This window comes from Microbacterium hydrocarbonoxydans, assembly GCF_000956475.1.
Lineage (GTDB): Bacteria > Actinomycetota > Actinomycetes > Actinomycetales > Microbacteriaceae > Microbacterium > Microbacterium hydrocarbonoxydans_A.
Window position 1 is genome coordinate 17,398 of record NZ_JYJB01000006.1, and the last position, 21,433, is coordinate 38,830.

The 21,433-nt window shown below is 69.4% G+C and carries 19 protein-coding genes; 11 read left to right on the forward strand and 8 right to left on the reverse strand.

The genetic code is table 11. From position 1 onward, the window contains the following. Window positions 1–3: 3 nt before the first annotated feature. Window positions 4–681: a FadR/GntR family transcriptional regulator gene (locus RS84_RS03825; protein ID WP_045256450.1), complete on the reverse strand. Its 678-nt coding sequence runs from the start codon at window positions 679–681 to the stop codon at window positions 4–6. Between the two features lie 47 nt (window positions 682–728). On the opposite strand from RS84_RS03825, the gene RS84_RS03830 reads away from it, so the two are divergent. Further along, window positions 729–1,589, forward strand: coding sequence for an amidohydrolase family protein (locus RS84_RS03830; RefSeq protein WP_045256451.1), 861 nt, complete (start codon window positions 729–731; stop codon window positions 1,587–1,589). 49 nt (window positions 1,590–1,638) lie between these two features. On the opposite strand, the gene RS84_RS03835 is transcribed toward RS84_RS03830, so the two are convergent. Further along, window positions 1,639–4,251, reverse strand: a complete 2,613-nt coding sequence (locus RS84_RS03835; protein WP_200891967.1) for a hypothetical protein — start codon at window positions 4,249–4,251, stop codon at window positions 1,639–1,641. 141 nt (window positions 4,252–4,392) lie between these two features. Between RS84_RS03835 and RS84_RS03840 the strand changes: the two genes are divergently transcribed. The 5 genes from RS84_RS03840 to RS84_RS03860 are packed head-to-tail and all read left to right on the forward strand — an operon-like array spanning window position 4,393 to window position 10,107. After that, a complete protein-coding gene (locus RS84_RS03840; protein WP_045256452.1) occupies window positions 4,393–5,430 on the forward strand; it encodes a LacI family DNA-binding transcriptional regulator in 1,038 nt (345 codons plus the stop codon). Continuing rightward, window positions 5,427–7,025 carry an FAD-dependent oxidoreductase gene (locus RS84_RS03845; protein ID WP_045256453.1) on the forward strand — a complete coding sequence of 533 codons (1,599 nt, stop codon included), beginning with the start codon at window positions 5,427–5,429 and terminating at the stop codon, window positions 7,023–7,025. Before RS84_RS03840 ends, RS84_RS03845 begins: the two co-directional genes overlap by 4 nt. A 13-nt stretch (window positions 7,026–7,038) precedes the next feature. Further along, window positions 7,039–8,313, forward strand: a complete 1,275-nt coding sequence (locus RS84_RS03850) for an ABC transporter substrate-binding protein (protein WP_045256454.1) — start codon at window positions 7,039–7,041, stop codon at window positions 8,311–8,313. Next, window positions 8,310–9,257: a carbohydrate ABC transporter permease gene (locus RS84_RS03855; RefSeq protein ID WP_045256455.1), complete on the forward strand. Its 948-nt coding sequence runs from the start codon at window positions 8,310–8,312 to the stop codon at window positions 9,255–9,257. Before RS84_RS03850 ends, RS84_RS03855 begins: the two co-directional genes overlap by 4 nt. Continuing rightward, a complete protein-coding gene (locus RS84_RS03860; RefSeq protein ID WP_045256456.1) occupies window positions 9,247–10,107 on the forward strand; it encodes a carbohydrate ABC transporter permease in 861 nt (286 codons plus the stop codon). Before RS84_RS03855 ends, RS84_RS03860 begins: the two co-directional genes overlap by 11 nt. Before the next feature lie 100 nt (window positions 10,108–10,207). Here the strand turns inward: RS84_RS03860 and RS84_RS03865 are convergent, their stop codons facing one another. From RS84_RS03865 to RS84_RS03875, 3 genes are all read right to left on the reverse strand, one after another. Beyond that, window positions 10,208–11,215 (reverse strand): hypothetical protein, encoded by a 1,008-nt coding sequence (locus RS84_RS03865; RefSeq protein WP_052676200.1) that lies wholly within the window; start codon window positions 11,213–11,215, stop codon window positions 10,208–10,210. Between the two features lie 175 nt (window positions 11,216–11,390). Then, window positions 11,391–12,182 (reverse strand): SDR family NAD(P)-dependent oxidoreductase, encoded by a 792-nt coding sequence (locus tag RS84_RS03870; protein ID WP_045256457.1) that lies wholly within the window; start codon window positions 12,180–12,182, stop codon window positions 11,391–11,393. Continuing rightward, window positions 12,179–13,039, reverse strand: a complete 861-nt coding sequence (locus tag RS84_RS03875) for a fumarylacetoacetate hydrolase family protein (protein WP_045256458.1) — start codon at window positions 13,037–13,039, stop codon at window positions 12,179–12,181. Before RS84_RS03875 ends, RS84_RS03870 begins: the two co-directional genes overlap by 4 nt. Window positions 13,040–13,179: 140 nt before the next feature. Between RS84_RS03875 and RS84_RS03880 the strand changes: the two genes are divergently transcribed. The 4 genes from RS84_RS03880 (at window position 13,180) to RS84_RS03895 (ending at window position 16,293) form a co-directional block, all read left to right on the forward strand. Then, on the forward strand, window positions 13,180–14,469 hold the full coding sequence (locus tag RS84_RS03880; RefSeq protein WP_045256459.1) for an L-fuconate dehydratase: 1,290 nt from the start codon (window positions 13,180–13,182) through the stop codon (window positions 14,467–14,469). Continuing rightward, window positions 14,456–15,418 carry an aldo/keto reductase gene (locus RS84_RS03885; protein WP_045256460.1) on the forward strand — a complete coding sequence of 321 codons (963 nt, stop codon included), beginning with the start codon at window positions 14,456–14,458 and terminating at the stop codon, window positions 15,416–15,418. The genes RS84_RS03880 and RS84_RS03885 overlap by 14 nt, the downstream gene beginning before the upstream one ends. A gap of 10 nt (window positions 15,419–15,428) precedes the next feature. Beyond that, window positions 15,429–15,848 carry an RbsD/FucU family protein gene (locus RS84_RS03890; RefSeq protein ID WP_045256461.1) on the forward strand — a complete coding sequence of 140 codons (420 nt, stop codon included), beginning with the start codon at window positions 15,429–15,431 and terminating at the stop codon, window positions 15,846–15,848. Window positions 15,849–15,930: 82 nt separating this feature from the next. Further along, window positions 15,931–16,293: a VOC family protein gene (locus RS84_RS03895; RefSeq protein WP_045256462.1), complete on the forward strand. Its 363-nt coding sequence runs from the start codon at window positions 15,931–15,933 to the stop codon at window positions 16,291–16,293. Here RS84_RS03895 and RS84_RS03900 read toward each other — a convergent pair. Next, on the reverse strand, window positions 16,290–17,291 hold the full coding sequence (locus RS84_RS03900; RefSeq protein ID WP_045256463.1) for an acetylxylan esterase: 1,002 nt from the start codon (window positions 17,289–17,291) through the stop codon (window positions 16,290–16,292). The two genes, RS84_RS03895 and RS84_RS03900, sit on opposite strands and share 4 nt — an antisense overlap. Window positions 17,292–17,434: 143 nt before the next feature. Between RS84_RS03900 and RS84_RS03905 the strand changes: the two genes are divergently transcribed. After that, window positions 17,435–18,208: a DeoR/GlpR family DNA-binding transcription regulator gene (locus RS84_RS03905; protein ID WP_045256464.1), complete on the forward strand. Its 774-nt coding sequence runs from the start codon at window positions 17,435–17,437 to the stop codon at window positions 18,206–18,208. Window positions 18,209–18,210: 2 nt separating this feature from the next. On the opposite strand, the gene RS84_RS03910 is transcribed toward RS84_RS03905, so the two are convergent. Continuing rightward, complete coding sequence (locus tag RS84_RS03910) at window positions 18,211–19,101, reverse strand: LacI family DNA-binding transcriptional regulator (protein ID WP_235281381.1); 891 nt, start codon at window positions 19,099–19,101, stop codon at window positions 18,211–18,213. Window positions 19,102–19,169: 68 nt separating this feature from the next. After that, window positions 19,170–21,422: an FAD-dependent oxidoreductase gene (locus RS84_RS03915; protein ID WP_045256465.1), complete on the reverse strand. Its 2,253-nt coding sequence runs from the start codon at window positions 21,420–21,422 to the stop codon at window positions 19,170–19,172. Window positions 21,423–21,433 lie beyond the last annotated feature (11 nt).

Here is a 21,433-nt window from a genome sequence, read left to right on the forward strand (position 1 = left end):
CGGTCAGGCGGATGCGGCCTGCCGCAGCCAGCGCTCGACCCCGGCGATGTGCGCCGTGGTCAGCGAGGTCGCGAGCGCCGAGTCGCGCTGAGCGATCGCGTCGGCGATCGCGCGGTGCTCCGAGAGTGTGCGCTCGACGGCGCCGCCCTGCGTGAGGCCGCGCCAGACACGCGCGCGCACGGTCTGGCTGCTGAGATGCTCGATCAGGCTGGCGAGGTAGGCGTTGCCGGCCATCGCCACGATCTCGCGGTGGAAGCGGATGTCGTGCTCGACGAGCTCTTCGATGCCGACCGAGGCGTCGACGCCGTCGACCTCCTGAATGAGCTCGGCGATCTCCTCGTCGGTGCCGAGCGTGGCAGCCAGCCCCGTGGCCTGGGATTCCAGCATCCGCCGCACCGCGAAGATCTCGAGCATCGAGTCGTCGTCGTGCATGTCGACGACGAAGGCGATGGCCTCGAGCAGGAGATGCGGCTCGAGGCTCGTGACGTAGGTGCCATCGCCGCGGCGGACGTCGAGCACTCGGATGACCTCGAGCGCCTTGACCGCTTCGCGCATCGAGTTGCGGCTCAGCCCGAGCCGCTCGGACAGCTCCTTCTCCGGGGGGAGCCGGTCGCCGGGCGACAGCTCGCCGGACACGATCATCGCCTTGATCTTCTCGATCGCCTCATCCGTCACAGCCATGGCGTCATCCTCGCACATTGATCGGATGTCTGGGGCAGGATGGGGGTATGCGCGTCGTGGACAGCCATCTGCACCTGTGGGATCCGTGGGACCTCGAGTACGAGTGGCTCGAGGGACCCATGCTCGGGCGCTTCGCCGAGGAGGAGCTGTTCGAGGAGCAGCTGCCTGGCGTCTCGGAGGAGGTCGCGATCTTCGTCCAGGCCGAGACGGTCGAGCACGCGTTCGTCGACGAGGTGGCGTGGGTCGACGAGATCGCGGATGCTGCGCGCGTCGTCGCGATCGTGGCCGGCGCACGCCTCGATCGCGGTGCGGCGGCGGCCGAACTTCTGGAACGGCTCTCGGAGCACGAGAGGGTCGTCGGGGTGCGCCACCTCCTGCAGGGGGAGCGTGCCGGTCTCGCCGCCTCGGCGGAGTTCGTCGCCGGCGCACGTCTCGTCGCCGATCGCGGATGGACGTTCGATGCCTGCGTGCGGGCGCACCAGATCTCCGATGTCACGGCGCTCGCTGCGGCCGTGCCCGAGCTGCGCATCGTGCTTGACCACCTCGGCAAACCCGCCGTCGGCACGGCGGAGCGTCCGCTGCGGCCCTCGGCCGAGTGGCTGCGCGACCTGCATGGCTTCGCCGCGCGGCCGCTCACCCACGTCAAGCTCTCCGGGCTTCCTGCGGAGGCCGCGGGCGAGTGGTCGCCGGAGCAGATGACGCCTTTCCTGGATGCCGCGCTCGACGCCTTCGGCCCGGATCGGCTGATGTGGGGCAGCGACTGGCCGGTGTCGTCGATCGGCGTCGGTTATCAGGCCGGAGCCCGAGCGCGCTGGTTCCGTGCAGTGCGCGACTGGTCCGCGTCGCGCGGGGTCTCCGCGGAGGCGCTGTTCTGGTCGACGCCGCTCGCCTTCTACGGCATCCGCTGAGCGAGCCGCGACGGAAGAGGATGACGCGGCCGGAGGCCACTACTGGGCGTCAGCCGATCGGGCGCGCATCGAACGCGGGATACGGGATCGACCTCGTGTGCGGCCTGCCCGATCCCCGCACGTGCGTGCGGACGGAGGCCGTGCCGGATGCGAGCGCGGGGCCCTCGGCGCGGAAGGTGATCGATCGCGCCTCGCCGGCAGGGAGCCGTGCGATCCGATCCGAGCCCAAGGGCGTCGTGACGCGGACCTCGGTGTCGCGGGCAGCGTCACCCTGCACGGTCACCACGAGCGCTGCGTCGTGCTCGTCGCGGATCGCCTGCACGGTCACGCCCTCCGATGTCTGAACGGGGCCGGCGTCTGCGCCATCGAGGAGGAGGCCGCGGTAGATCCGCGGAGCGCCGTCGATGGTGAGCTGGACCTGACCGCCCGACGTCGTGAGCTGCCGGGTGCGACCGAAGGAGTCCGTCTCAGTCACCGCGGGCCCGGCCGGCAGCGTCACCTGAGTCTTGGTCGGCCACGGATCCTGCCACATCTCGGGTTCGGGGAAGCGCCAGTCGGTGCGGGTCCCCTCGGTGTTGAGGATGTAGCCGTCCGCGCGGTTCCAGAGCACCGTGAGCGGGCCGTCCGGGGTGGAGAACAGCAGGCCGTGCGTCGTGCCGTCGTCGAGATGCACCCAGCGCACGAAGGTCGCCTGATCGAGCGCACGAGCAGCGGTCGTGTACGCGAGCAGAGACGGCTTGGGGCCGAGATCGCGGTTCACGAGCCCGAAGTGGTACTCGGTGTCCTCAGGGCTCGCGCCCATCGGGCTGATCGTGTACGAATCGAAGAACTGGTACCAGCACACGGCCCGCACGCCCTCGGCCTTGGCGAGGACGAGCGACAGCAGCACGTTCTCGGCGGCGTGCCGATAGGTGTCGTTCCACCACGCGTTCGGCCTCGTGCACGCGTAGGCCTCCGTGAGCCAGATCTCCTTCTCGCCGTACTCCGCCATCAGCTCCTTGAGCTGGCGGAGCCCGCCCAGGAAGTTCCAGTACGTGCCGGTGGCGCCCGTGCTCCAGTCGCCCCCGTCTCCATCGGGGATGAAGTCGGGTGTGAAGTTGCCTCGGCCGGGGTGGAAGGCGATGCCGTCGACGAGATCCCAGCCGCCCGCCGCGTGGAACGCCTCGATCCACGGACGATCCATGCCGGCGAGGCCGTTGTTCATGAGCTGGAAGGTTCCGCCCTGCGCCGCACGCGCGGCGTGCACCGGCTTGAGCACGCGCTCGACGTAGCCGGGCGCGGCGTCGCCGCTGTTGAACGGGCGGTTCAGCTCGTTGCCGACCTCGAACCACGACGCCCCGGCTGCGCTCGCGGTGGTGCAGCTGGTCTCGGCCCACGCGACGAGCACAGCATCCGTCGCCGTGACATCGGGTTGGAGCTCGAGATTGTGATCCATGCCGCGGGCGTCGTACGACGCCGGAGGCAGGCCGGGACCGCCGTCGTAAGCGATCCGCACCCATTGGATGCCGACCTTCTGCCAGAGGTCGAGGGTGGCCTGTTCGCCGGCGTTAAGGAGCCACGGGTAGTTCGCGATGCCGAACATGCTCGACGACCCTGCCGTGTAGGCGAACGGCGCGAGCGCCGCCAGCGTGGTGCGCGCGAACGCGCTGTCACCGGAGGTGCTCGTGGCCGTGGCCTCGAGCAGCACGATCCCCTCTGCCTCGAGCGGCACCGTGATCGTCGCATCGGAGGCGGACAGTGAGGCGACGGCGAGCGACGTCGTGCCGGAGGTCACGACCGTGCCCCGGTCGTCGCGCGCCCACCACGTGAGCGCGAAGACCTCGTCGGCGCCGCCCGCGTTCGTGACCGTCACTGTCGCCGTGGCATCGCCGGCCGCATCCCACACGTTGAACGGGCGGGTCGTCGAGAGCTCGACGGCCATGCCGTCGCCACGTCCGATCGCGGCACCTGAGGCCGGCCGCGCCTCGGTGAGGATCAGGCTGGCGGTCGTGACGGCCGATGTCGCATCCACCAGGGTTCCCGGGGCATGCACCCAGGTGGCGGTGGTCCATGCCCTGCGGCTGGAAGCGAGAAGCAGCAGGCCATGGCCGGATGCCCAGGACGAGCGATACACGACACCCGTCGGGACCTCGTAGGGGATTCCGCCCGCACCGTCTCGCTGCCACTCCGAGGTGGGGATGTACTCATCGGGCGCCGTCGGGGCGTTCACTGCGCGACTGAACATGAACCCGGCGGGGTTGAGGGTCGTCGACCCGGACACGGTCCACTCCAGGTGGACCTGAGCGGTCTGCACGCGGATGAGGGCCGAGACGACGACCCCTCCGGCAGAGGCGGGCATCGTGTAGTCCATCCGGATCGCCGGCTGGCCATCCACGCTCGTCAACGAGGGGGTGCCTCCCGTGGAGGTCTGGGTGCCGTAGACGGTGTCCTTGGTCTGGAAGCGCGAGCCCGCCATGAGCAGCGCGCCGCTGCCGGAGTAGACGGCGATGCGCCCGCCGACCGAGGCCACGACGCGGATGCCGTCGGCGGTGAGCGTGACGTCGCGCGCGGCCGCCGATGCGCTCACGACGCTGGGCGGCAGCACGATCAGCGCTCCCGCGAGGATGCCGGCGCCGAGGAAATGGCGGCGGGAGAGGTTGAGGTGCAGGGGATCAGGGGACATCGTCGTCCTTCCGTGATGATAGGGATTATCAGAGCACTATGCACCCCAGGGCATTTGGTGCACAAGTGTTTGACACGGATCCGCCATGGTCTGTTATGGTCAGTTTCGGATTCTGATAATCCGAACTATCAGGAGAGGTCGATGACGACGAACAAGAACGGGCGAGTCACTCAGCGTGAGATCGCGAAGATCGCCGGCGTGAGCCAGGCGACCGTGTCGATGGTGCTGAACGACAAGGACTACTCCAACGTCCGCATCCCCGAGGCCACGAGGGCGCGGGTCATGCGGGCGATCGAGCAGACCACCTACGTCGCGGACCCCGCCGCCCGCCGCCTCGCGGGCCTCGACAACAAGATCCTCGGCATCTTCACGTACGAACCGGCACTCTCCGCCGAGAGCATGGACTTCTACGGCCCGCTCCTCAACGGCATCGAGCGCGCCGCCGAGCGGCTGAGCTGCGATCTGCTGTTCTTCACGGCGTCTCCTCTCGTCGACGGCTCTCGAAGCCTCTTCCACAAGAACACGCGGTTCCGTCTGGCCGACGGCTGCCTTCTCCTCGGACAGCAGATGAACAGCGCAGAGCTCGCGCGCCTGGTCGCCGAGGACTTCCCCTTCGTCGCGATCGGGCGTCGAGACGAGCCGGACGTGCCCTACGTCGGAATCGACTACCTCTCGCTCACGGGCCGGATCATCCGCCGGCTCGACGAGCTCGGGCACGAGCGGGCGATCTACCTGCACCACGGCACGATCGCGCCGGCGGCCGCCGATCGCCGCTCAGGAATCGCCCAGTCGGCATCGGGGCTGCGCATCGCCGTCACCTCCGTCGACGTCAGCGGACTCGACGCCGACGCGATCGCCCGACGGGTCGTCGAGGCGGATGTCACCGCCGTGATCGCCGAGGACTCCTTCCTCACCGAGGCGGCCGCAGCCGCTCTGGCGAGCGCCGCTGCGCAGACGTCGTTCAGCTACGTCGCCCTGGCCGACGTCGCCGGGCACTCGATCGGATCCGCGCCGCTGAGCGGATTCGATCTGCGCCGAGAGGCGGTCGCCTCGCGGGCCCTGTCGCTGCTGCAGGACATCGTGCTCGCCGACCCCGCAGAGAGCGCCGATCTGCAGAAGCAGGTGCTTCTCGCCGGCGAGGTCGTCGACGGCGCGACCCTGCACGAGGTGCGCAGATGACGGACATCGAGACCGACGTGCTGATCGTCGGCGGCGGGCTCGGGGGTGTCGCGGCCGCGCTCGCCGCACTCCGCCGCGGCCGTCGCGTCGTGCTCACCGAGCAGTACGCGTGGCTCGGCGGGCAGCTGACCTCGCAGATCGTGCCTCCCGATGAGGCGTACTGGGTCGAGCAGTTCGGCATCACGGCGTCGTATCGCGCTCTTCGCGACGGCATCCGCGACTATTACCGCGAGCACTACCCGCTCACCGAGAGCGCTCGCGCCGCCCGTCACCTCAACCCCGGCCTTGGCAGGGTCAGCCGGCTCTGCCACGAGCCGCGCGTGGCGGTCGCCGTGATCGAGGCGATGCTCGCGCCGTACCGGGCCGGCGGCCGCCTGACGGTGCTGCAGCCTGCGATCCCGGTCGCAGCCTCGGTCGACGGCGACACCGTCACGTCGGTGGCCGTCGACCATGACGGCGTGAGGCGGGAGATCACCGCATCCTTCGTCCTCGACGCCACCGAGACCGGCGATCTGCTCCCGCTCACGGGCACCGAGTACGTGGTCGGCGCCGAGTCGCGGGCCGACACCGGCGAGCCGAGCGCGGCCGAGATCGCCGACCCGCGAAACGTGCAGGCGATCACGTGGTGCTTCGCGTTCGATCACGACGAAGGCGCCGACCACACGGTCGAGCGCCCGGCCGAGTACGAGCGCTTCCGGCGGATGGAGCCCGATTTCTGGGGTGCGCCGCTGCTCTCGTTCACCGCGCCGGATCCACGCACCCTGGAGCCCGTCGTCCGCACCATGCACGTGAACCCGCCGCTCGTCGAACGAGGGGCATCCGACCAGCGCACGGATGCCGGCGATCGCGACCTGTGGGAGTTCCGCCGCATCCTCGCGAGAGAGAACTTCCGCCCGGGGTTTCTCGACAGCGACGTGGTGGTGGCGAACTGGCCGATGCTCGACTACCTCGACGGCTCCATCATCGACGTCCCGGATGCCGGGGCCCACCTCGCCGGAGCCAAGGACCTGGCCCGCTCCTACGTGTACTGGCTGCAGACCGAGGCGCCCCGCCCGGACGGCGGAACCGGGTTCCCGGGGCTGCGTCTGCGACCCGACATCGCAGGCACAGACGACGGCTTCGCTCAGGCGCCGTACATCCGCGAGTCCCGGCGCATCGTCGCCCGGCGCACGATCGTCGAGCAGGACATCTCCGTGCGCCTGCGTGGGCATGGAGGGCCTGCGACGTTCGACGACACCGTCGGCGTCGGCATGTACCGCATCGACATCCACCCCTCCACCGGCGGCGACAACTACATCGACGTCGAGTGCGCGCCGTTCGAGATCCCGCTCGGCGCGCTGATCCCCGTGCGGATGCGCAACCTGCTCCCCGCCGCGAAGAACATCGGCACCACCCACATCACCAACGGCGCCTACCGGCTGCACCCCGTCGAATGGAACATCGGCGAATCGGCCGGCGAGCTCGCGGCGTTCTGCGTCGAGCGCTCGATCGAACCCGCCCTGGTCGCCGACGACGACGAGCTCGTCGGCGAATTCCAGGCCCGACTCGTCGAGTCGGGCATCGAGATCCACTGGCCCGAGATCATCGGCTACTAGAGAAGAGAAGAGCATGACATCAGCAAAGAAGCTGGGTGCGGTGGCCGCGGTCACCGCGATGGGCCTGGCTCTGGCCGGGTGCGCAGCATCCGCTCCCGAACCCGTCGAGACCACGGCCGCACCCGGCAGCGTCGACCTGCGCATGTCGGTGTGGACCTCGAACGAGGATCAGCTCGCGCTGTTCGACGCGATCGCGGAGGCGTACAAGGCCGACCACCCCGAGATCGGCGACATCACCTACGAGTCGCTGCCGTTCGCGGATTACAACACCACGCTGACCACGCAGATCGCGGGCGGCAACGCGCCAGACCTCGCATGGATGGGCGATCTGTCGCGCGATCTCATCGACGCCGACGCGCTCGTTCCGCTGACCGAGGCGCTGAAGGACACCAAGGGCTGGGGGTATGACGATCTGCTCGGCAGCGTCACCGCCGAGTTCAGCGCGGACGACGAGCTGTACGCGTATCCGTTCTCGAACTCGCCCTTCGCGCTCTACGTGAACAAGGACCTTCTGGCGCAGGCCGGCGTCGCGCTCGACGACGAGGTCACCTGGGAGAAGATCAGCGAGCTGGGTGCCGCGGTGCATCAGGGCACGGGCAAGGCCGGCTTCGTGATCCGAGACTTCGACTACGCCAACTGGGGCCAGCTCGCCACGGTGTGGACGGGCTGGGGGGCGAGCGCGTGGAGCGCCGACGGCACGACCTGCACCATGGACAGTCCCGAGATGGTGGACGCCTTCACGTTCCTGCACGACGCCGCCTTCGTCGACCAGTCGATGCCCGGCCCCGGTACCACGGCCGACTTCTTCGCCGGCGACGCCGCGTTCACGGTGGCGCAGGTGTCGCGTGCAGCCCTGCTCGATGGATCGTTCGCGTACGACGTGATCCCGCTGCCCAGCGGGCCGGAGGGTGACTACTCGGTGATCGGCCAGGCCGGCGTCGGAGTGCTCGCCTCGAGCCCGCACGTGCAGGAGGCCACCGACTTCCTCGCGTTCCTGACGAACCCCGAGAACGCCGAGAAGCTCGCGCAGTACTTCCCGCCGCCCCGTGAGTCGCTGCTCACGGGTGACAAGCTCGCCGAGAACAACCCGAAGCTCACGGCCCAGCAGCTGCAGAGCGTCGTGGTCGACCGGCTGCCCGACGCGGTGACGCTGCCGAACCACACCGGTCCCGCCGAGATCAAGGCGGCAGGCAAGACCGCGCTCGACGCGATGTGGGTGGCGGATGCCGATGTGAAGGCCGTGCTCGGAGCCACCTGCGACGCACTCACCCCACTGCTGTCGAAGTGACCGCTGTCGAGACGGTCGTCGAGACCAGGGGCGCGCAGGCGCCTCGGGACCAGCGGCGACCGTTCTGGACCACCAGGCGACGCGATGAGCTCACCGGCTACCTCTTCATCGCGCCGCAGCTGGCGGGAGTCGTGCTGTTCGTGCTCGTGCCTGTGGGGCTGGGCGTCTGGTACAGCCTCAACGAGTGGAACATCTTCCGCGGCGAACTGACCTTCGTCGGCGGAGACAACTACGCCGCGTTGCTGAGCGACCCGCAGCTTCCCGCCGTGCTCGGCGCGACCGCGATCTTCTCACTCGGCATCGTGGTGCTGAACATCGCGCTCGGACTCGGGCTTGCGGTGTTGTTGAACCGGCGGTTCCGCGGCGTCACCTTCTTCCGCACGGTGTTCTTCTCGCCGGTGGTCGTGTCGGTTGTCGCATGGACGCTGGTCTGGGGCTTCCTCCTGCAGGACAACGGAGGCATCAACGCGCTGCTGGCCGTCTTCGGGATCGACGGAGCGAACTGGCTGCTGTCGGGAGACACCGCGATGATCTCCGTCATCGTCACACAGGTGATCCGCAGCGTGGGCGTGAACATGGTGCTCTTCCTCGCCGCTCTCCAGGGTGTGCCCTCGGAGCTCTACGAGGCGGCGCGCATCGATGGAGCCGGCCCCGGTCGCATCTTCTTCCGCATCACCCTGCCGCTGATCTCGCCCACGCTCATGCTCACGGCCGTGATCACGATCGTCGGGGCGCTGCAGGCGTTCGCGAATATCGCCGTGCTCACCGGGGGAGGTCCCGGCCTGTCGACGACGGTGCTCGTGTACTACGTGTTCCAGCAGGCGTTCGAGTTCAACGACATCGGCTACGGCTCGACGCTCGCCCTCATGCTGCTGACGTTCGTGATGCTGCTCACGCTGCTGCAGTGGCAGCTGCGACGGAAGTGGGTGTTCTATGAAGACTGAGAGCCGACGGGCGACGGCGAGTCACCGCATCCGCCGGGTGATCCTGATCGCCTGCCTGATCGTGCTCGCGGTGCCCTTCGCGATCCCGACGATCTGGATGATCACCTCGTCGTTCAAGCCGCTGGCCGAGATCTTCCGCTCGCCGCCCGCGCTGTTCGCAGAGAATCCGACGCTCGAGGCCTACGCCGAGGCCTTCGCGTTCCAGCCCTTCGCGAGGCAGTACTTCAACAGCGTGTACATCGCCGTCATCGTCACGGCGGTGGTGATGGTCGTCTCGAGCCTCGCCGGCTACGCCTTCGCGCGCATCCCGTTCCGCGGTGCCAACGCACTGTTCCTCGTGGTGCTGGTGGGTCTGCTCGTGCCGGGGGAGGTGACGATCGTCCCGCTCTTTCAGATGTTCACGCAATGGGGGATGATCAACACCCACTGGCCGCTGATCCTCGTCACCGCGCTCGCCGCGCCGTGCGTGCTCGCGACGTTCATCATGCGGCAGTTCTTCCTGTCGCTGCCGGTGGAGCTGGAGGAGGCGGCCCGCATCGACGGGCTGGGGCGGCCGGCGATCTGGTGGCGGATCTGCCTGCCGCTGTCGAAGCCGGCGCTGTCGGCCGTCGCGATCCTGACCTTCCTGGCGTCATGGAACCTGTACCTCGAGCCGACTGTGTATCTGACCTCGCCGGAGCTGTTCACGCTGCCGCAGGCGCTGACCCGGTACACCGACGCCTACGGCGGGCAGATGTGGAACACGCAACTCGCTGCGGCGACCATGACGGTGGTGCCGATGCTGATCGTGTTCATCGTGGCTCAGCGCCAGTTCGTCGAGGGCCTGGCCCACTCGGGCCTGAAGGGCTGAGCCGGCGTTCCTGGTCGTTCCCGTATGAATATCTGTCGTCGAATCGCGGAATCTGCGACAGATTCTCATACGGGAACGAGCATGACTCAGCCGAGGGAGTTCACAGCGTCGCGCGGCGGCGAGCGATCGCGCGGCGGATGAGGGCGACCATCGCGTCCGGGTCGGCGAGGAGCGTCGCGGTGACCTCGATCACCTCCCAGCCGGCGGCGCGGAGAGCCGCGATCCGCTCGACGTCCTGCGAGTAGCGAGAGGCGTGCAGAACGCTCTGGTACTCGATCGCGATCTTCAGCTCGGGGTAGGCGAGGTCGACGCACCCGAGGAAATGCCCCTCGGCGGTGAACACGTCGACGTTCAACTCGGGCTCAGGCAGTCCCGCGAACACGATGTGGCAGCGCACCGCGCTTTCTCGCGGAGACCACGACCCGGTGCGGATCAGCGAGAGGGCCTCGCGCAGACGCCGGACGCCGACTCTTCGACCGGCATCCGTCGCGCGCTGGAGATCATCGACGGTCGCGATCGGTCGCATGCCGACGTTCGGCCGCCCTGCCCCGGGCGTCCATTCCCGGCAGAAGAAGTCGCCGAGGGCCACTGTGTCGATGAGCGAGAGCGTGCCGCCGAGGCTGGCCCAGGTGGTCGCGGCGTCGGAGACCTGGACGCCGTCGAGCTGGACCACTCTCGATGTGCGGGCCCGGGCTCGGTGCGCCTTCACCCCCTTCAGTCGCGGCAGATGGCCGTCGCCGAAGGTGCTGACGTCGAGTGGCATGTCGGCAGCGCCCACGATCTTCCCCTCGTCGTCATCAACACGCAGTAGCGGCATGGGTGCGTGCCACATCGCGGCCGCCGAACGGTGGCTGATGAACTGGCGCGGAAGCATGCGCGGGGCATAGGCGCGGGCCGCGGCGCGAAGCGCTTGCGCCTGAACGTCATACGCCGACGGCTCCGTCGCCTGCGGTGCGCCAGGCGCGGGGAACGGGCGCGATCGCACTCCGTGAAAGGGGCGGTCGAGGCCGCCGTCGCGCAGGCGGCCGGGCGTCACTCCGGCGTCGAGCGCCGCGCGCACGCTGAACACCCGTCCGAGTTCGGGCGGCAGGGGGCGTCTCGACGGCATCCGCTCATCCTGGCATCGCCCGCGCATCCACGCCTCCGGTTATCCACACCCGCTGCGAAGGAGCCCTCTCCAAGCGCTCCCGTATGAATTTCTGTCGTGAGATTCGCTGATTCGCGACAGAAATTCATACGGGAGCGGGCGTGAGGAGGGAGCGGGGGAGGCGGGCGCGGGCGACCTACTCGGGCCGCAGGCGCAGCTGCGCCATGCCTCCGTCGACCTCGATGAACGTGCCGGTCGTCGATCCTGACGCGGGGGAGACGAGGTAGGCCACGGCGGCGGCCACCTCGTCGGGGCTGACCAGGCGTCCGTGCGGCTGGCGTGCCTCGAGGGCTGCGCGTTCGGCTGCGGGGTCGGATGCCGAATCGAGCAGCCGTCCGACCCACGGGGTATCGGCGGTGCCGGGGTTGACGGCGTTCACCCGGATGCCCTCGCGCAGATGATCGGCGGCCATCGCGCGGGTCAGCGCGGAGACGGCGCCCTTCGAGGCCGAGTACAGCGCGCGCTGGGGGAGCCCGGTCGTCGACGCGATCGACGCCGTGTTGCAGACGGATGCCGCGGGGGACCGCCGCAGCCAGGGGAGCGCCGCGGCGGTCACCCGCGCGATGCCTGTGACGTTGATCGAGAGCACGCGCGCCCACTCGTCGTCATCGTTGGCTGCGATGTCGCCCTGTGCGCCGATGCCCGCGTTGTTCACGACGATGTCGATGCGTCCGAACCGCTCGGCGACGGCTGCGACCGCCTCGTCGACCGAGGCGCGGTCGGAGACATCGGCCGTGAATGCGGCGAATGCGGCATCCGCTCCCGACGTGTCCCGGTCGAGCACCGCGATCTGCGCGCCGTCGGCGTGCAGGCGGCGCGCGACCGCTGCACCGATTCCGGATGCTCCGCCGGTGACGATCGCGACCATGCCGGCCAGGGGGCCCTTCGACGGGCTCAGGGACTCGGGGTCCGAAACCGTGCTGCTCATGCCTGTGCCTTCCATGCCACGAACTCCTGCCGCTGATGGCCGAGCCCCTCGATCTCGATATCCACGACGTCGCCTGCCTTCAGGTACGGGAACTTCCCTCCGAACGCCACGCCCTGCGGTGTGCCGGTGAGGATCAGATCCCCCGGTTCCAGGGTCACGTACTGCGACAGATGATGCACGATCACGCGCACGTCGAAGATCATGTCGGAGGTGTCGGAGTCCTGGCGAGGCTCGCCGTTCACCCAGCTGCGCAGGCGCAGGTTCTGCACATCGACCTCATCGGGGGTGACCAGCCACGGGCCGGTCGGATTGAAGCCGGGAGCGATCTTGCCCTTCGACCACTGCCCGCCCGAGACCTCCATCTGGAAGGTGCGCTCGGAGACGTCGTTCGCGACGACGTACCCGGCGATGTGCGCATCCGCCTCCTCCGGCGAGTCGAGGTATGCCGCGCGGGCGCCGATCACGACGCCGAGCTCGACCTCCCAGTCGGTCTTCTCGCTGCCGCGCGGAATGGTGACGGCGTCGTTCGGCCCCACGACGGTGTTCGGGGTCTTCAGGAACAGGATCGGCACGGTCGGCGGCTCGGCGCCGGATTCGCGCGCATGAGCGGCGTAGTTCTGTCCGATGCAGATCACGGCGCTGGGGCGCGAGATCGGGGCGCCGATGCGCAGCGAGGCGGCATCCGGCACCTCCGGCAGTGCGTCGGCGTCGAGTGCCGCGGTGACCCGCTCCCGGAAGTCGGACGCCAGGAAGTCGCCGTCTACATCGGATGTCACCGACCTCAGGTCAAGGTGGCGGTCACCGTCGACGAGTACGGGGATCTCGGCCCCTGGGTCTCCCAGCCGCGCGAACTTCATGTTTCTCCTCGATCACTCTGCGGATGCCGAAGGGGCGGCGAGTGATCGCCGCCGCGTTACTCCGGCTCGTTGACAGTATAGACATCCGATGTTTATGCTCCAAGAGGTCGGTGCTACGAACCGACGCTGAGAGGAATCCCGTGAGCCGCATCGTCGCCCTCGACACCGCAGACATCCGCTTCCCGACGTCGCTGAGCCTCGACGGCTCCGACGCGATGAACCCCGACCCCGACTACTCGGCGGCGTACGCGATCATCAGAACCGACGCCGGCGATGCCGGTCACGCGTTCGTCTTCACGATCGGGCGCGGCAATGATGTGCAGGTGGCGGCCATCGACGCGCTCGCGGGCCACCTCGTGGGCCGCGAGCTCGAGCCGCTGCTCGACGACATGGGCGGCACGTTCCGCGAGCTCATCGGAGACTCCCAGCTGCGCTGGCTCGGCCCCGAGAAGGGGGTCATGCACATGGCGATCGGCGCGGTCATCAACACGCTGTGGGACATCAAGGCGAAGCGTGCGGGCCTTCCGCTCTGGCAGCTCCTCGCCGGAATGACCCCCGAAGAGATCGTCGACCTCGTCGACTTCCGCTATCTCACCAACGCGCTCACGCGTCAGGACGCGCTCGAGATCCTGCGCTCCGCACACAACGGACGCGCGGAGCGGGAGCAGCAGCTCCTCGCCACCGGCTACCCCGGCTACACCACCAGCCCCGGCTGGCTCGGCTATTCCGACGAGAAGCTCGAGCGACTGGCACGAGAGGCCATGGCGGAGGGGTTCACACAGATCAAGCTCAAGGTCGGCGCCGACCTCGACGACGACATCCGCCGCTTCCGCAAGGCACGCGAGGTGTGCGGACCCGACTTCCCGATCGCGATCGACGCGAATCAGCGCTGGGAGGTGTCGGAGGCGATCGAGTGGGTGCGGGCGCTCGCCGAGTTCCGACCCGCCTGGGTGGAGGAGCCGACCAGCCCCGACGACGTCCTCGGGCACGCCGAGATCGCCCGCGGGATCGCTCCGATCCGGGTGGCTACGGGCGAGCACGCGCAGAACCGGATGATCTTCAAGCAGCTCCTGCAGGCGCATGCGATCGAGGTGATGCAGATCGACGCGGTGCGCGTGGCCGGGGTCAACGAGAACATCGCCAACCTGCTGCTGGCGGCGAAGTTCGGCGTGCCGGTGTGCCCGCACGCGGGCGGCGTGGGGCTCTGCGAGGCTGTTCAGCACCTGTCGATGTTCGACTTCGTCGCCGTGAGCGGCAGCCGCGAGGGGCGCATGATCGAGTACGTCGATCACCTGCACGAGCACTTCGTCACCCCGACGGTGATCCGCGGCGGTTCGTACATGACGCCGTCGACGCCGGGCAACGGCATGGAGATGAAGGCGGGCAGCATCGCCGACTACACCTGGAAGGGCCAGCATGTCTTCGCCTGACGGCAGCATTCCGCGTCTCGGCTACGGCGCAGCCAACCTCGGAAACCTGTTCCGCCCGCTCACGGATGACGAGGCGTGGGCGGTGCTGGACGCCGCCTGGGATGCCGGCATCCGCCATTTCGACACGGCACCGCACTACGGGCTCGGCCTCTCGGAGCGCCGGCTGGGCGCGTTCCTCGCGACCAAGCCGCGTGATGAGTATTTCCTCTCCACGAAGGTCGGTCGGTTGCTGCGGCCGAACCCCGATCACGAGGCAGGCGGGCTCGACACCGCCAACGACTTCCACGTGCCCGACGACCTGCAGCGCGTCTGGGACTTCTCCGCCGACGGCATCCGCTCGTCTCTCGACGAGTCGCGCGAACGCCTGGGCATCGAGAGGATCGACCTGCTCTACCTGCACGATCCGGAGCGGCACGACCTCGACCTCGCGCTCGCCGAGGCGCTGCCGGCACTCGAGCGGCTGCGCGCCGACGACGAGATCGCGCTGATCGGCGTCGGATCGATGGTGACGGATGCTCTCACCGCCGTCGTGCGCACGGCCGCTCTCGACCTCATCATGGTCGCGGGGCGGTACACGCTGCTCGAGCAGCCCGCCGCGGCCGAGGTGCTTCCGGCGTGCCGGGAGAAGGGCACCGGGATCGTCGCGGCATCCGTGTTCAACTCCGGGCTGCTCGCACAGACCGAGCCCCGACGAGACGGCCGCTACGAGTACGGGCAGCTCCCCGAGGAGCTGTGGGACCGTCTCGTCCGGATCTCGGCCATCTGCGCCGATCACGACGTGCCGCTGCCCGCGGCGGCGCTGCAGTTCCCCTTACAGGCGGACGAGGTGCGCTCGGTGGTGGTCGGCGGCTCGCGCCCCGCGCAGCTCGTGCAGAACGTCGAGTACGCTGCCGTCAGCATCCCCGCGTCTCTGTGGCAGACCCTCGCCGCCGAGGGCCTGATCCCCTGAATGGAGCCCCATGCTCGAAGGAATCCACCCCCTGCTCACCGGTGAGCTTCTGCTGCACCTCGATCGGATGGGGCACTCCGACGCGGTCGTGATCGCCGACGCGCACTTCCCTGCATGGGCGCTGGGCGAGCGCGTCATCGACCTGCCCGGCACCACGACCCCCGAGGTCGTCGCGGCCATCCGCACCGTGCTGCCGCTGGACGATGCGCCGGGTGTGGACCTCATGACCTCGGCCGACGGCGATGTGCTCGAGGTGCAGCGCGAGCTGATGGAGGCTGCCGGCACCGAGCTCGACACGACCCGGTTCGTCGAGCGCTTCGCCTACTACGAGGTCGCCGAGGGCGCCTATCTCATGGTGCGCACCGGCGAGACCCGGAAGTACGGCAACGCGCTGCTGCGCAAGGGTGTGGTCGGTCACCCATCGGAGTGAGCACACCCCCTTGAAGTCGTCTCGTCGGGCGAGAAGACTGGCCGCGTCCGCACGACGAAGAGCACGACGAAAGGGGTCCATCATGGCGCATGGAGACATCACGCACATCGACATCCCGGTGAGCGACATGAAAGCCGCGACCGAGTTCTACTCGAGCCTGTTCGGCTGGCAGATCGCGGAGATGCCCGGCTTCGAGGGCTATCCGATGTGGCAGGCGCCCAACGGCATCTCCGGCGGCGGGCTCGCGCCGCGAGGCGAGGGCTTCGTCGAGCCGCGCTCGTACGTCGAGGTCGACTCGATCGACGAGACGATCGCCAAGGCTCAGGATGCCGGGGCGAGCGTCGCGCAGGGGAAGCAGCCGATCACGGACAGCAGCTGGTGGGCTGTGATCGTCGACCCCGACGGCAACCACATCGGGCTCTTCGAAGGCGTCGTGGGCGGTTAGGCGCGGTGAGCGGCGACTGACCGGGCGGCGAGCGACCGCTCGAGGTGGGCGAGGCCGCCGCGCTCGGCGGCGGCGGTCACGGCATCCAGCCCCGGGTACTCCGCGTGCCCGGCTGGCAGCACCTCGAGATCGAGGTCGCGCACCGCTGACGCCACCGCGAACTGCCCCTGCGGCGGCACGTACTGATCCCACAGCGCGGCCTCGACGCGCACCGGGAGATCGGCGAACTGCATGCTCGTGGACGTGTCGAACCAGCGCAGCACCTCGCGCGCCACGGGGTGCGTCGCGACATGCCGACGCACATCCTCGCCGCTGCCCAGGCACTCGACCGACAGGCGCTCGTCATGCTGCCCGAAGGTGGGGACGATGAGCGTGGCGCCGACGTAGCGGTCGTCCCACGGCACCGCGAGCGCACCGATCCCTCCTCCGAAGCTCTCGCCGACGTAGTACAGCGGCACGTGACCTGCGAGTTCGATCAGGGCATCGGCGGCGAGCCACAGATCGCGTGCGCACAGGCCGATCACGTAGGTCTCCGGGTCGCCGATGCCGGCCAGCACGTGCTCGGGCCTGGGCTCCGGCGCCCCGACGCCGGCGTTCAGCGAGCCCAGACCCCGTGCGACGGGGAAGATCGCCGCGGCGTCGTCCGGCACCCTGGCGAGCTCGATGTCATCCCGCCCGCCGTAGCCATGGCCGTGCACGACGCCGATGCGCGCGGTGCGCCCGGCCACGGGGGAGACGAACCAGGCGCGAAGGCGGATGCCGTCGGCACCGCTGTGCTCGACGATCGAGATCTGGCGACCCGACCGCGAGGCAGTCGAGAGCACGGCGACCGCGGCGTCGTGCTGCGCGGTCTCGGACCGCCAGCGCCGCCAGCGCTCCTCGAAGCCGGCAGGCGGCGCGAGGGGCTTCACCTGCCGGAGCGTCTCGAGCGTGTGGCCGTAGCTGCCGTCGAAGGCGGCGTCGGGGAACCAGTTGTCGAAAGGGGCGGCGAACGTCATGCGATGGCCTGTTCTCTGTGTGCCGGACGGTGTGCGGGGTGGCCTGCGTCGTGCGGTGGCGAAGCGACGTGGGGGACCGGCGAATCGCACCTGAGCGCGTGCGTGCGCGTGGCAGACTGGAGGCTCCACCGGAAGGAGAGCGCGTGCTGGTCACTGAGCGCCGCGAACGCATGCTCGAGCTGACGCGCGAACGCGGTACCGTCTCGATCGGCGATCTGGCGGCGGCTCTCCAGGTGAGCGTGATGACCGTGCGACGCGACATCGAGCTGCTCGCGGACGAGGGGATCGTCGAGCGGGTGCGCGGAGGAGTGCGGATGCCGTCGGCGACGCGCACGAGTGCGGCGGCTCCCGCCACCACCGCCGAGCGACGCGCGATCGCCGCGCATGCCGCATCGTTCGTGGAGCAGGGCATGGCCGTGGGCATCTCCGGCGGCCCCACCTCTCTCGCCTTGGCCCGCGAACTCGTGCGCGTGCCGGAGCTGACCGTCGTGACGAACTCGCTCGCCGTCTCCGATCTCTTCTCGCCGCCCGAGCGCGCCGACGCGCCGTACACCCAGACCGTGGTGCTCACCGGCGGCGTGCGAACCCCCGCAGGCTCCCTCGTCGGCCCGGTGGCGGTGCGCGCGCTCGAGCACCTGCACTGCGATCTCGTGTTCATCGACGCGCACGGTCTCGATGTGCAGGCCGGCATCACGACCATGAACCTGCTCGAGGCCGAGACCAACCGCGCCTTCATGGCCGCAGCCCGCGAAGTCGTGGTGCTGGCCGATCACACCCGATGGGGCGTGGTCGGGCTCACGACCGTCGCCGACCTGACCGACATCGACCGCCTGGTCACCGACGAAGGCCTCGACGCCGGGGCGCGCGAGCAGCTCGCCGCCCACGTCGGAGCACTGCACCTCGCCGCGATCGGCTGAGCTCATCGCCTCGCGGTGCTCGCTCGGAGCACGAGCCGGGCGCCGACCGTGACGTGCCGCACCGGCAGATCGGCGCCGGGGGGAGAGGTGAGCTGCCGCTCGAGCTCTGTGAAGGCGGCATCCACGAGCTGCTCGTGATCGGGCGCGATCGTGCTGAGCGCAGGCACCGCGAAGCGCGCCGCCCTGATGTCGTCGATGCCGATCACGGCGACGTCGTCCGGCACCCGCCGCCCGGCAGCGTGGAGAGCCGCGAGGGCGCCGAGGGCGATGGAGTCGTTCGAGCAGACGATGCCGTCGAGATCGGGAACCGATGACACGACCTGCGCCGCAACGCGCTCGCCCTCGTCGGACGTGAACGCGTCGACCTGCGCGGTGAGGGCGGGGTCGATCCGCACGCCCGCCGCGTCGAGGGCTTCGAGATATCCCGCATGGCGGCGGTCCGCAGCATCCGACGGCCGCGAGTCGCGTCGGCCGATGAACGCGATCTTCCGGCATCCGACCGTCAGCAGATGCTCGGTGGCCGTGCGGGCGGCGGCGCGGTTGTCGATCGTGATGTGCGTGAACGGGCTCACCTGGATGTGCTCGCCGAGCAGCACGAGCGGGCCCGGCGCCGTGCGGCGCGTGAGGTCGGCGACGGTGAGCGATCGGGGGATGTGGATGAGGCCGTCGACAGGAGGAAGGCCGACCCCGTTGGCGACGTCGATCTCGCGAGCGTGGTCGCCCTCGGTCTGCACGATCAGCACCGCGAGGCCGCGCTCGTCCGCACCCCGAACGAGCCGCGAGCCGAGCTCGGCGAAGTACGGCTCCTCGAGGTGGGGCACCGCCAGAGCGATGAGCCCGGTGCGCGTGGCCCTGGCGACGGGCACGGCACGATCGGTCGAAGAGGTGGTCACCTGCGGCCTCCTGTGTGGACGACGATCGCCGGCTGCCCGACGGATGCCCTTCACGTTAGCGCCCTCGGTCACGATTGCACCCTGAATGCGACCACGCGGGCCTCCCGAGCGCCGTTCGTGCTCTCCACGACGAGCCGCGCGGCGGAGAACGGGCCGAGGTCGGCGGAGAGCGGATGCACCCGCAGGCGGTGCCGGTTGTCCCTGACCTCCGCGACCGCGCGCCATGCGCCGTCGGCCGAGGTCTGCACCTCGAGCCGGTAGTCGCGCACCAGGGTCGTCATGACCTCGTCGGGGTTGCGGTGGTGGTGCAGGGTGTTCAGCTCGATATCGACGTCGTCGTCGAAGACGAGACGGATCTCGGATGCCGTGACCGGCTCCGCCCAGTCGAGCCGCAGCCACTGCGGTCCGTTGCCCGCCGGATCGGAGGCCCACATGTTCGGTCCGCCGAAGGGCCGGTTGAAACCGCTCGTGGCGCGTTCGGGCGCGAGGGCCTCTGTCTCGGGCAGCGCGCGGAAGACCACGCTCTTGCCGCGCAGAGGCTTGGTGGGCCACTGCACGAGCAGCCCGTCGCGGTCGACCTCCACGTTGCGGTCGTCGTTGTCGACCCGGTGCACGAGCGTGAGCACACCGGGGGGAAGGGCTTCCGTGGTGTGCACGGCGATCTGCGGATTCGCCCGCAGCACGACCACCGCGTTCTGCGGCTCATCGGGGGAGAAGGGGGTCGGCACGCGAACCCAGCGCGCGTCTCCCGCCGGCACCTCGATCTCGGTGCGGTGCTCGAGACGGAAGGGCACGACGTTCTGACGACGACCCGTCGACCACACCTCGGCGGTCAGGGTGGTCGAGCCCTCGGCCGAGAGCAGGAGATCGGTGGTCTCGAGCCGCGGATGCACGGGGATCACGATCCCCAGGTCGTCGACGAGGGTGAGGGACTCGGCGTCCGCATCGTCCGTCGCCAGTGCCCGCAGGGTGCTCGAGGCGGTCACGGACGCTGAGCGGGCGAGGTCGTCGGGATCGGCGTTGGCGACGCCGATCAGGGATGCATCGGCGCGAAGCAGGGTCTGGCGGAGGTCTTCGCGGTGCTCGCGGTAGAGTCCGCGCGGTGTGACGCCGAGGTCGAGGCACATCGCCGCGGCGGTGCCGGCGGCCTCGCCCATGGCCGCGCAGGTCGCCATCACCCGGGCGGCGCCGAACGCGATGTGCGTGGCCGAGACGTTGCGACCCGCCATCAGCATGTTCTCGACGTTCGCCGAGTACAGCGAGCGGAACGGGATCTCGAAGACGCCGTCGGAGAACCGCTGCACGGCTCCGGCTCCCGTGGCGTACATGCCCTCGGCCGGATGAAGGTCGATCGACCAGCCTCCGAAGGCCACGCCGTCGTCGAAGGAGGTCTGCTCGAGGACGTCCTGCTGACGCAGGGTGTGGTCGCCGATGAAGCGGCGGTACTCCCGCTTGCCGGGGAGGTTGCCGATCCACTCGAGGGTGAGGTTGTCGGCGTCGAACTCTCCCGAGTTCTTGATGTGATCCCAGATGCCGAGGATCACGGAGCGCAGCTCGTCGCGGATGCGCTCGTTGTCGTCGACGATGTCGAGCTGGCCGCCCCACTCGATCCACCAGTAGTGCGCGCCGCTGTCGCCGCTGCGGATGATGCGCGACGAGGGGATCGGGGTGGTCGAGATGTCCTTCGCGCTCTCGGGCGCCACGTACTTCACCGGGTGCCCGACGTCCTTCGTATAGAAGAGCAGGGTCGAGCCCAGGAACTCGCGGATCGGATGCTCGGGCGCCCACTCCTCGCCGAACTCGTCGTGGCTCTCCTTGCCCAGCCGGTGGCGGGCGCCGACAAGCCGGCCGACGAGCCCGTCGCCCGTGCAGTCGAGGAACATCGGCCCGCGGAACACCGTGCGGATCTCGGACCCCATGGTCCACCCCGTGACCGAGATCACGCGGCGCGCATCGTCTTCACCCGTGGCCTCGGCCTCGATCACCTCGGTGTTGAGGAACAGGGTGAGATTCGGCTCTCGTCGCACGGTGTCGAGCACCACGTCGTCCCAGTAGACGGGATTGCCGTCGGGGTTGCGGAACTGGTTCTCGCGGTACATCTCGCCGATGATGCCGGTCTCGCGCGCCCAGCGCTGGTTGCCGTGCGCGGTCGCCCCGCACACCCACACCCGCACCTCCGAGGACGAGTTGCCGCCCAGCACCGGCCGGTTGTTGATCAGCACGGTGCGTCGGCCGAGGCGTGCGGCGGCCACGGCCGCGCTCACTCCGGCGAGGCCGCCGCCGACGACGATGATGTCGGCTTCGACGGTCTGGGTGCGCATCTCTGGGGTCC

Coding starts and splice junctions, on each gene's coding strand:
- RS84_RS03830 (WP_045256451.1), top strand. CDS start 729: ATGCGCGTCGTGGACAGCCATCTGCACCTGTGGGATCCGTGGGACCTC.
- RS84_RS03860 (WP_045256456.1), top strand. CDS start 9,247: ATGAAGACTGAGAGCCGACGGGCGACGGCGAGTCACCGCATCCGCCGG.
- RS84_RS03840 (WP_045256452.1), top strand. CDS start 4,393: ATGACGACGAACAAGAACGGGCGAGTCACTCAGCGTGAGATCGCGAAG.
- RS84_RS03850 (WP_045256454.1), top strand. CDS start 7,039: ATGACATCAGCAAAGAAGCTGGGTGCGGTGGCCGCGGTCACCGCGATG.
- RS84_RS03835 (WP_200891967.1), bottom strand. CDS start 4,251: ATGTCCCCTGATCCCCTGCACCTCAACCTCTCCCGCCGCCATTTCCTC.
- RS84_RS03875 (WP_045256458.1), bottom strand. CDS start 13,039: ATGAAGTTCGCGCGGCTGGGAGACCCAGGGGCCGAGATCCCCGTACTC.
- RS84_RS03845 (WP_045256453.1), top strand. CDS start 5,427: ATGACGGACATCGAGACCGACGTGCTGATCGTCGGCGGCGGGCTCGGG.
- RS84_RS03895 (WP_045256462.1), top strand. CDS start 15,931: ATGGCGCATGGAGACATCACGCACATCGACATCCCGGTGAGCGACATG.
- RS84_RS03885 (WP_045256460.1), top strand. CDS start 14,456: ATGTCTTCGCCTGACGGCAGCATTCCGCGTCTCGGCTACGGCGCAGCC.
- RS84_RS03915 (WP_045256465.1), bottom strand. CDS start 21,422: ATGCGCACCCAGACCGTCGAAGCCGACATCATCGTCGTCGGCGGCGGC.
- RS84_RS03900 (WP_045256463.1), bottom strand. CDS start 17,291: ATGACGTTCGCCGCCCCTTTCGACAACTGGTTCCCCGACGCCGCCTTC.
- RS84_RS03825 (WP_045256450.1), bottom strand. CDS start 681: ATGGCTGTGACGGATGAGGCGATCGAGAAGATCAAGGCGATGATCGTG.
- RS84_RS03865 (WP_052676200.1), bottom strand. CDS start 11,215: ATGCCGTCGAGACGCCCCCTGCCGCCCGAACTCGGACGGGTGTTCAGC.
- RS84_RS03890 (WP_045256461.1), top strand. CDS start 15,429: ATGCTCGAAGGAATCCACCCCCTGCTCACCGGTGAGCTTCTGCTGCAC.
- RS84_RS03870 (WP_045256457.1), bottom strand. CDS start 12,182: ATGAGCAGCACGGTTTCGGACCCCGAGTCCCTGAGCCCGTCGAAGGGC.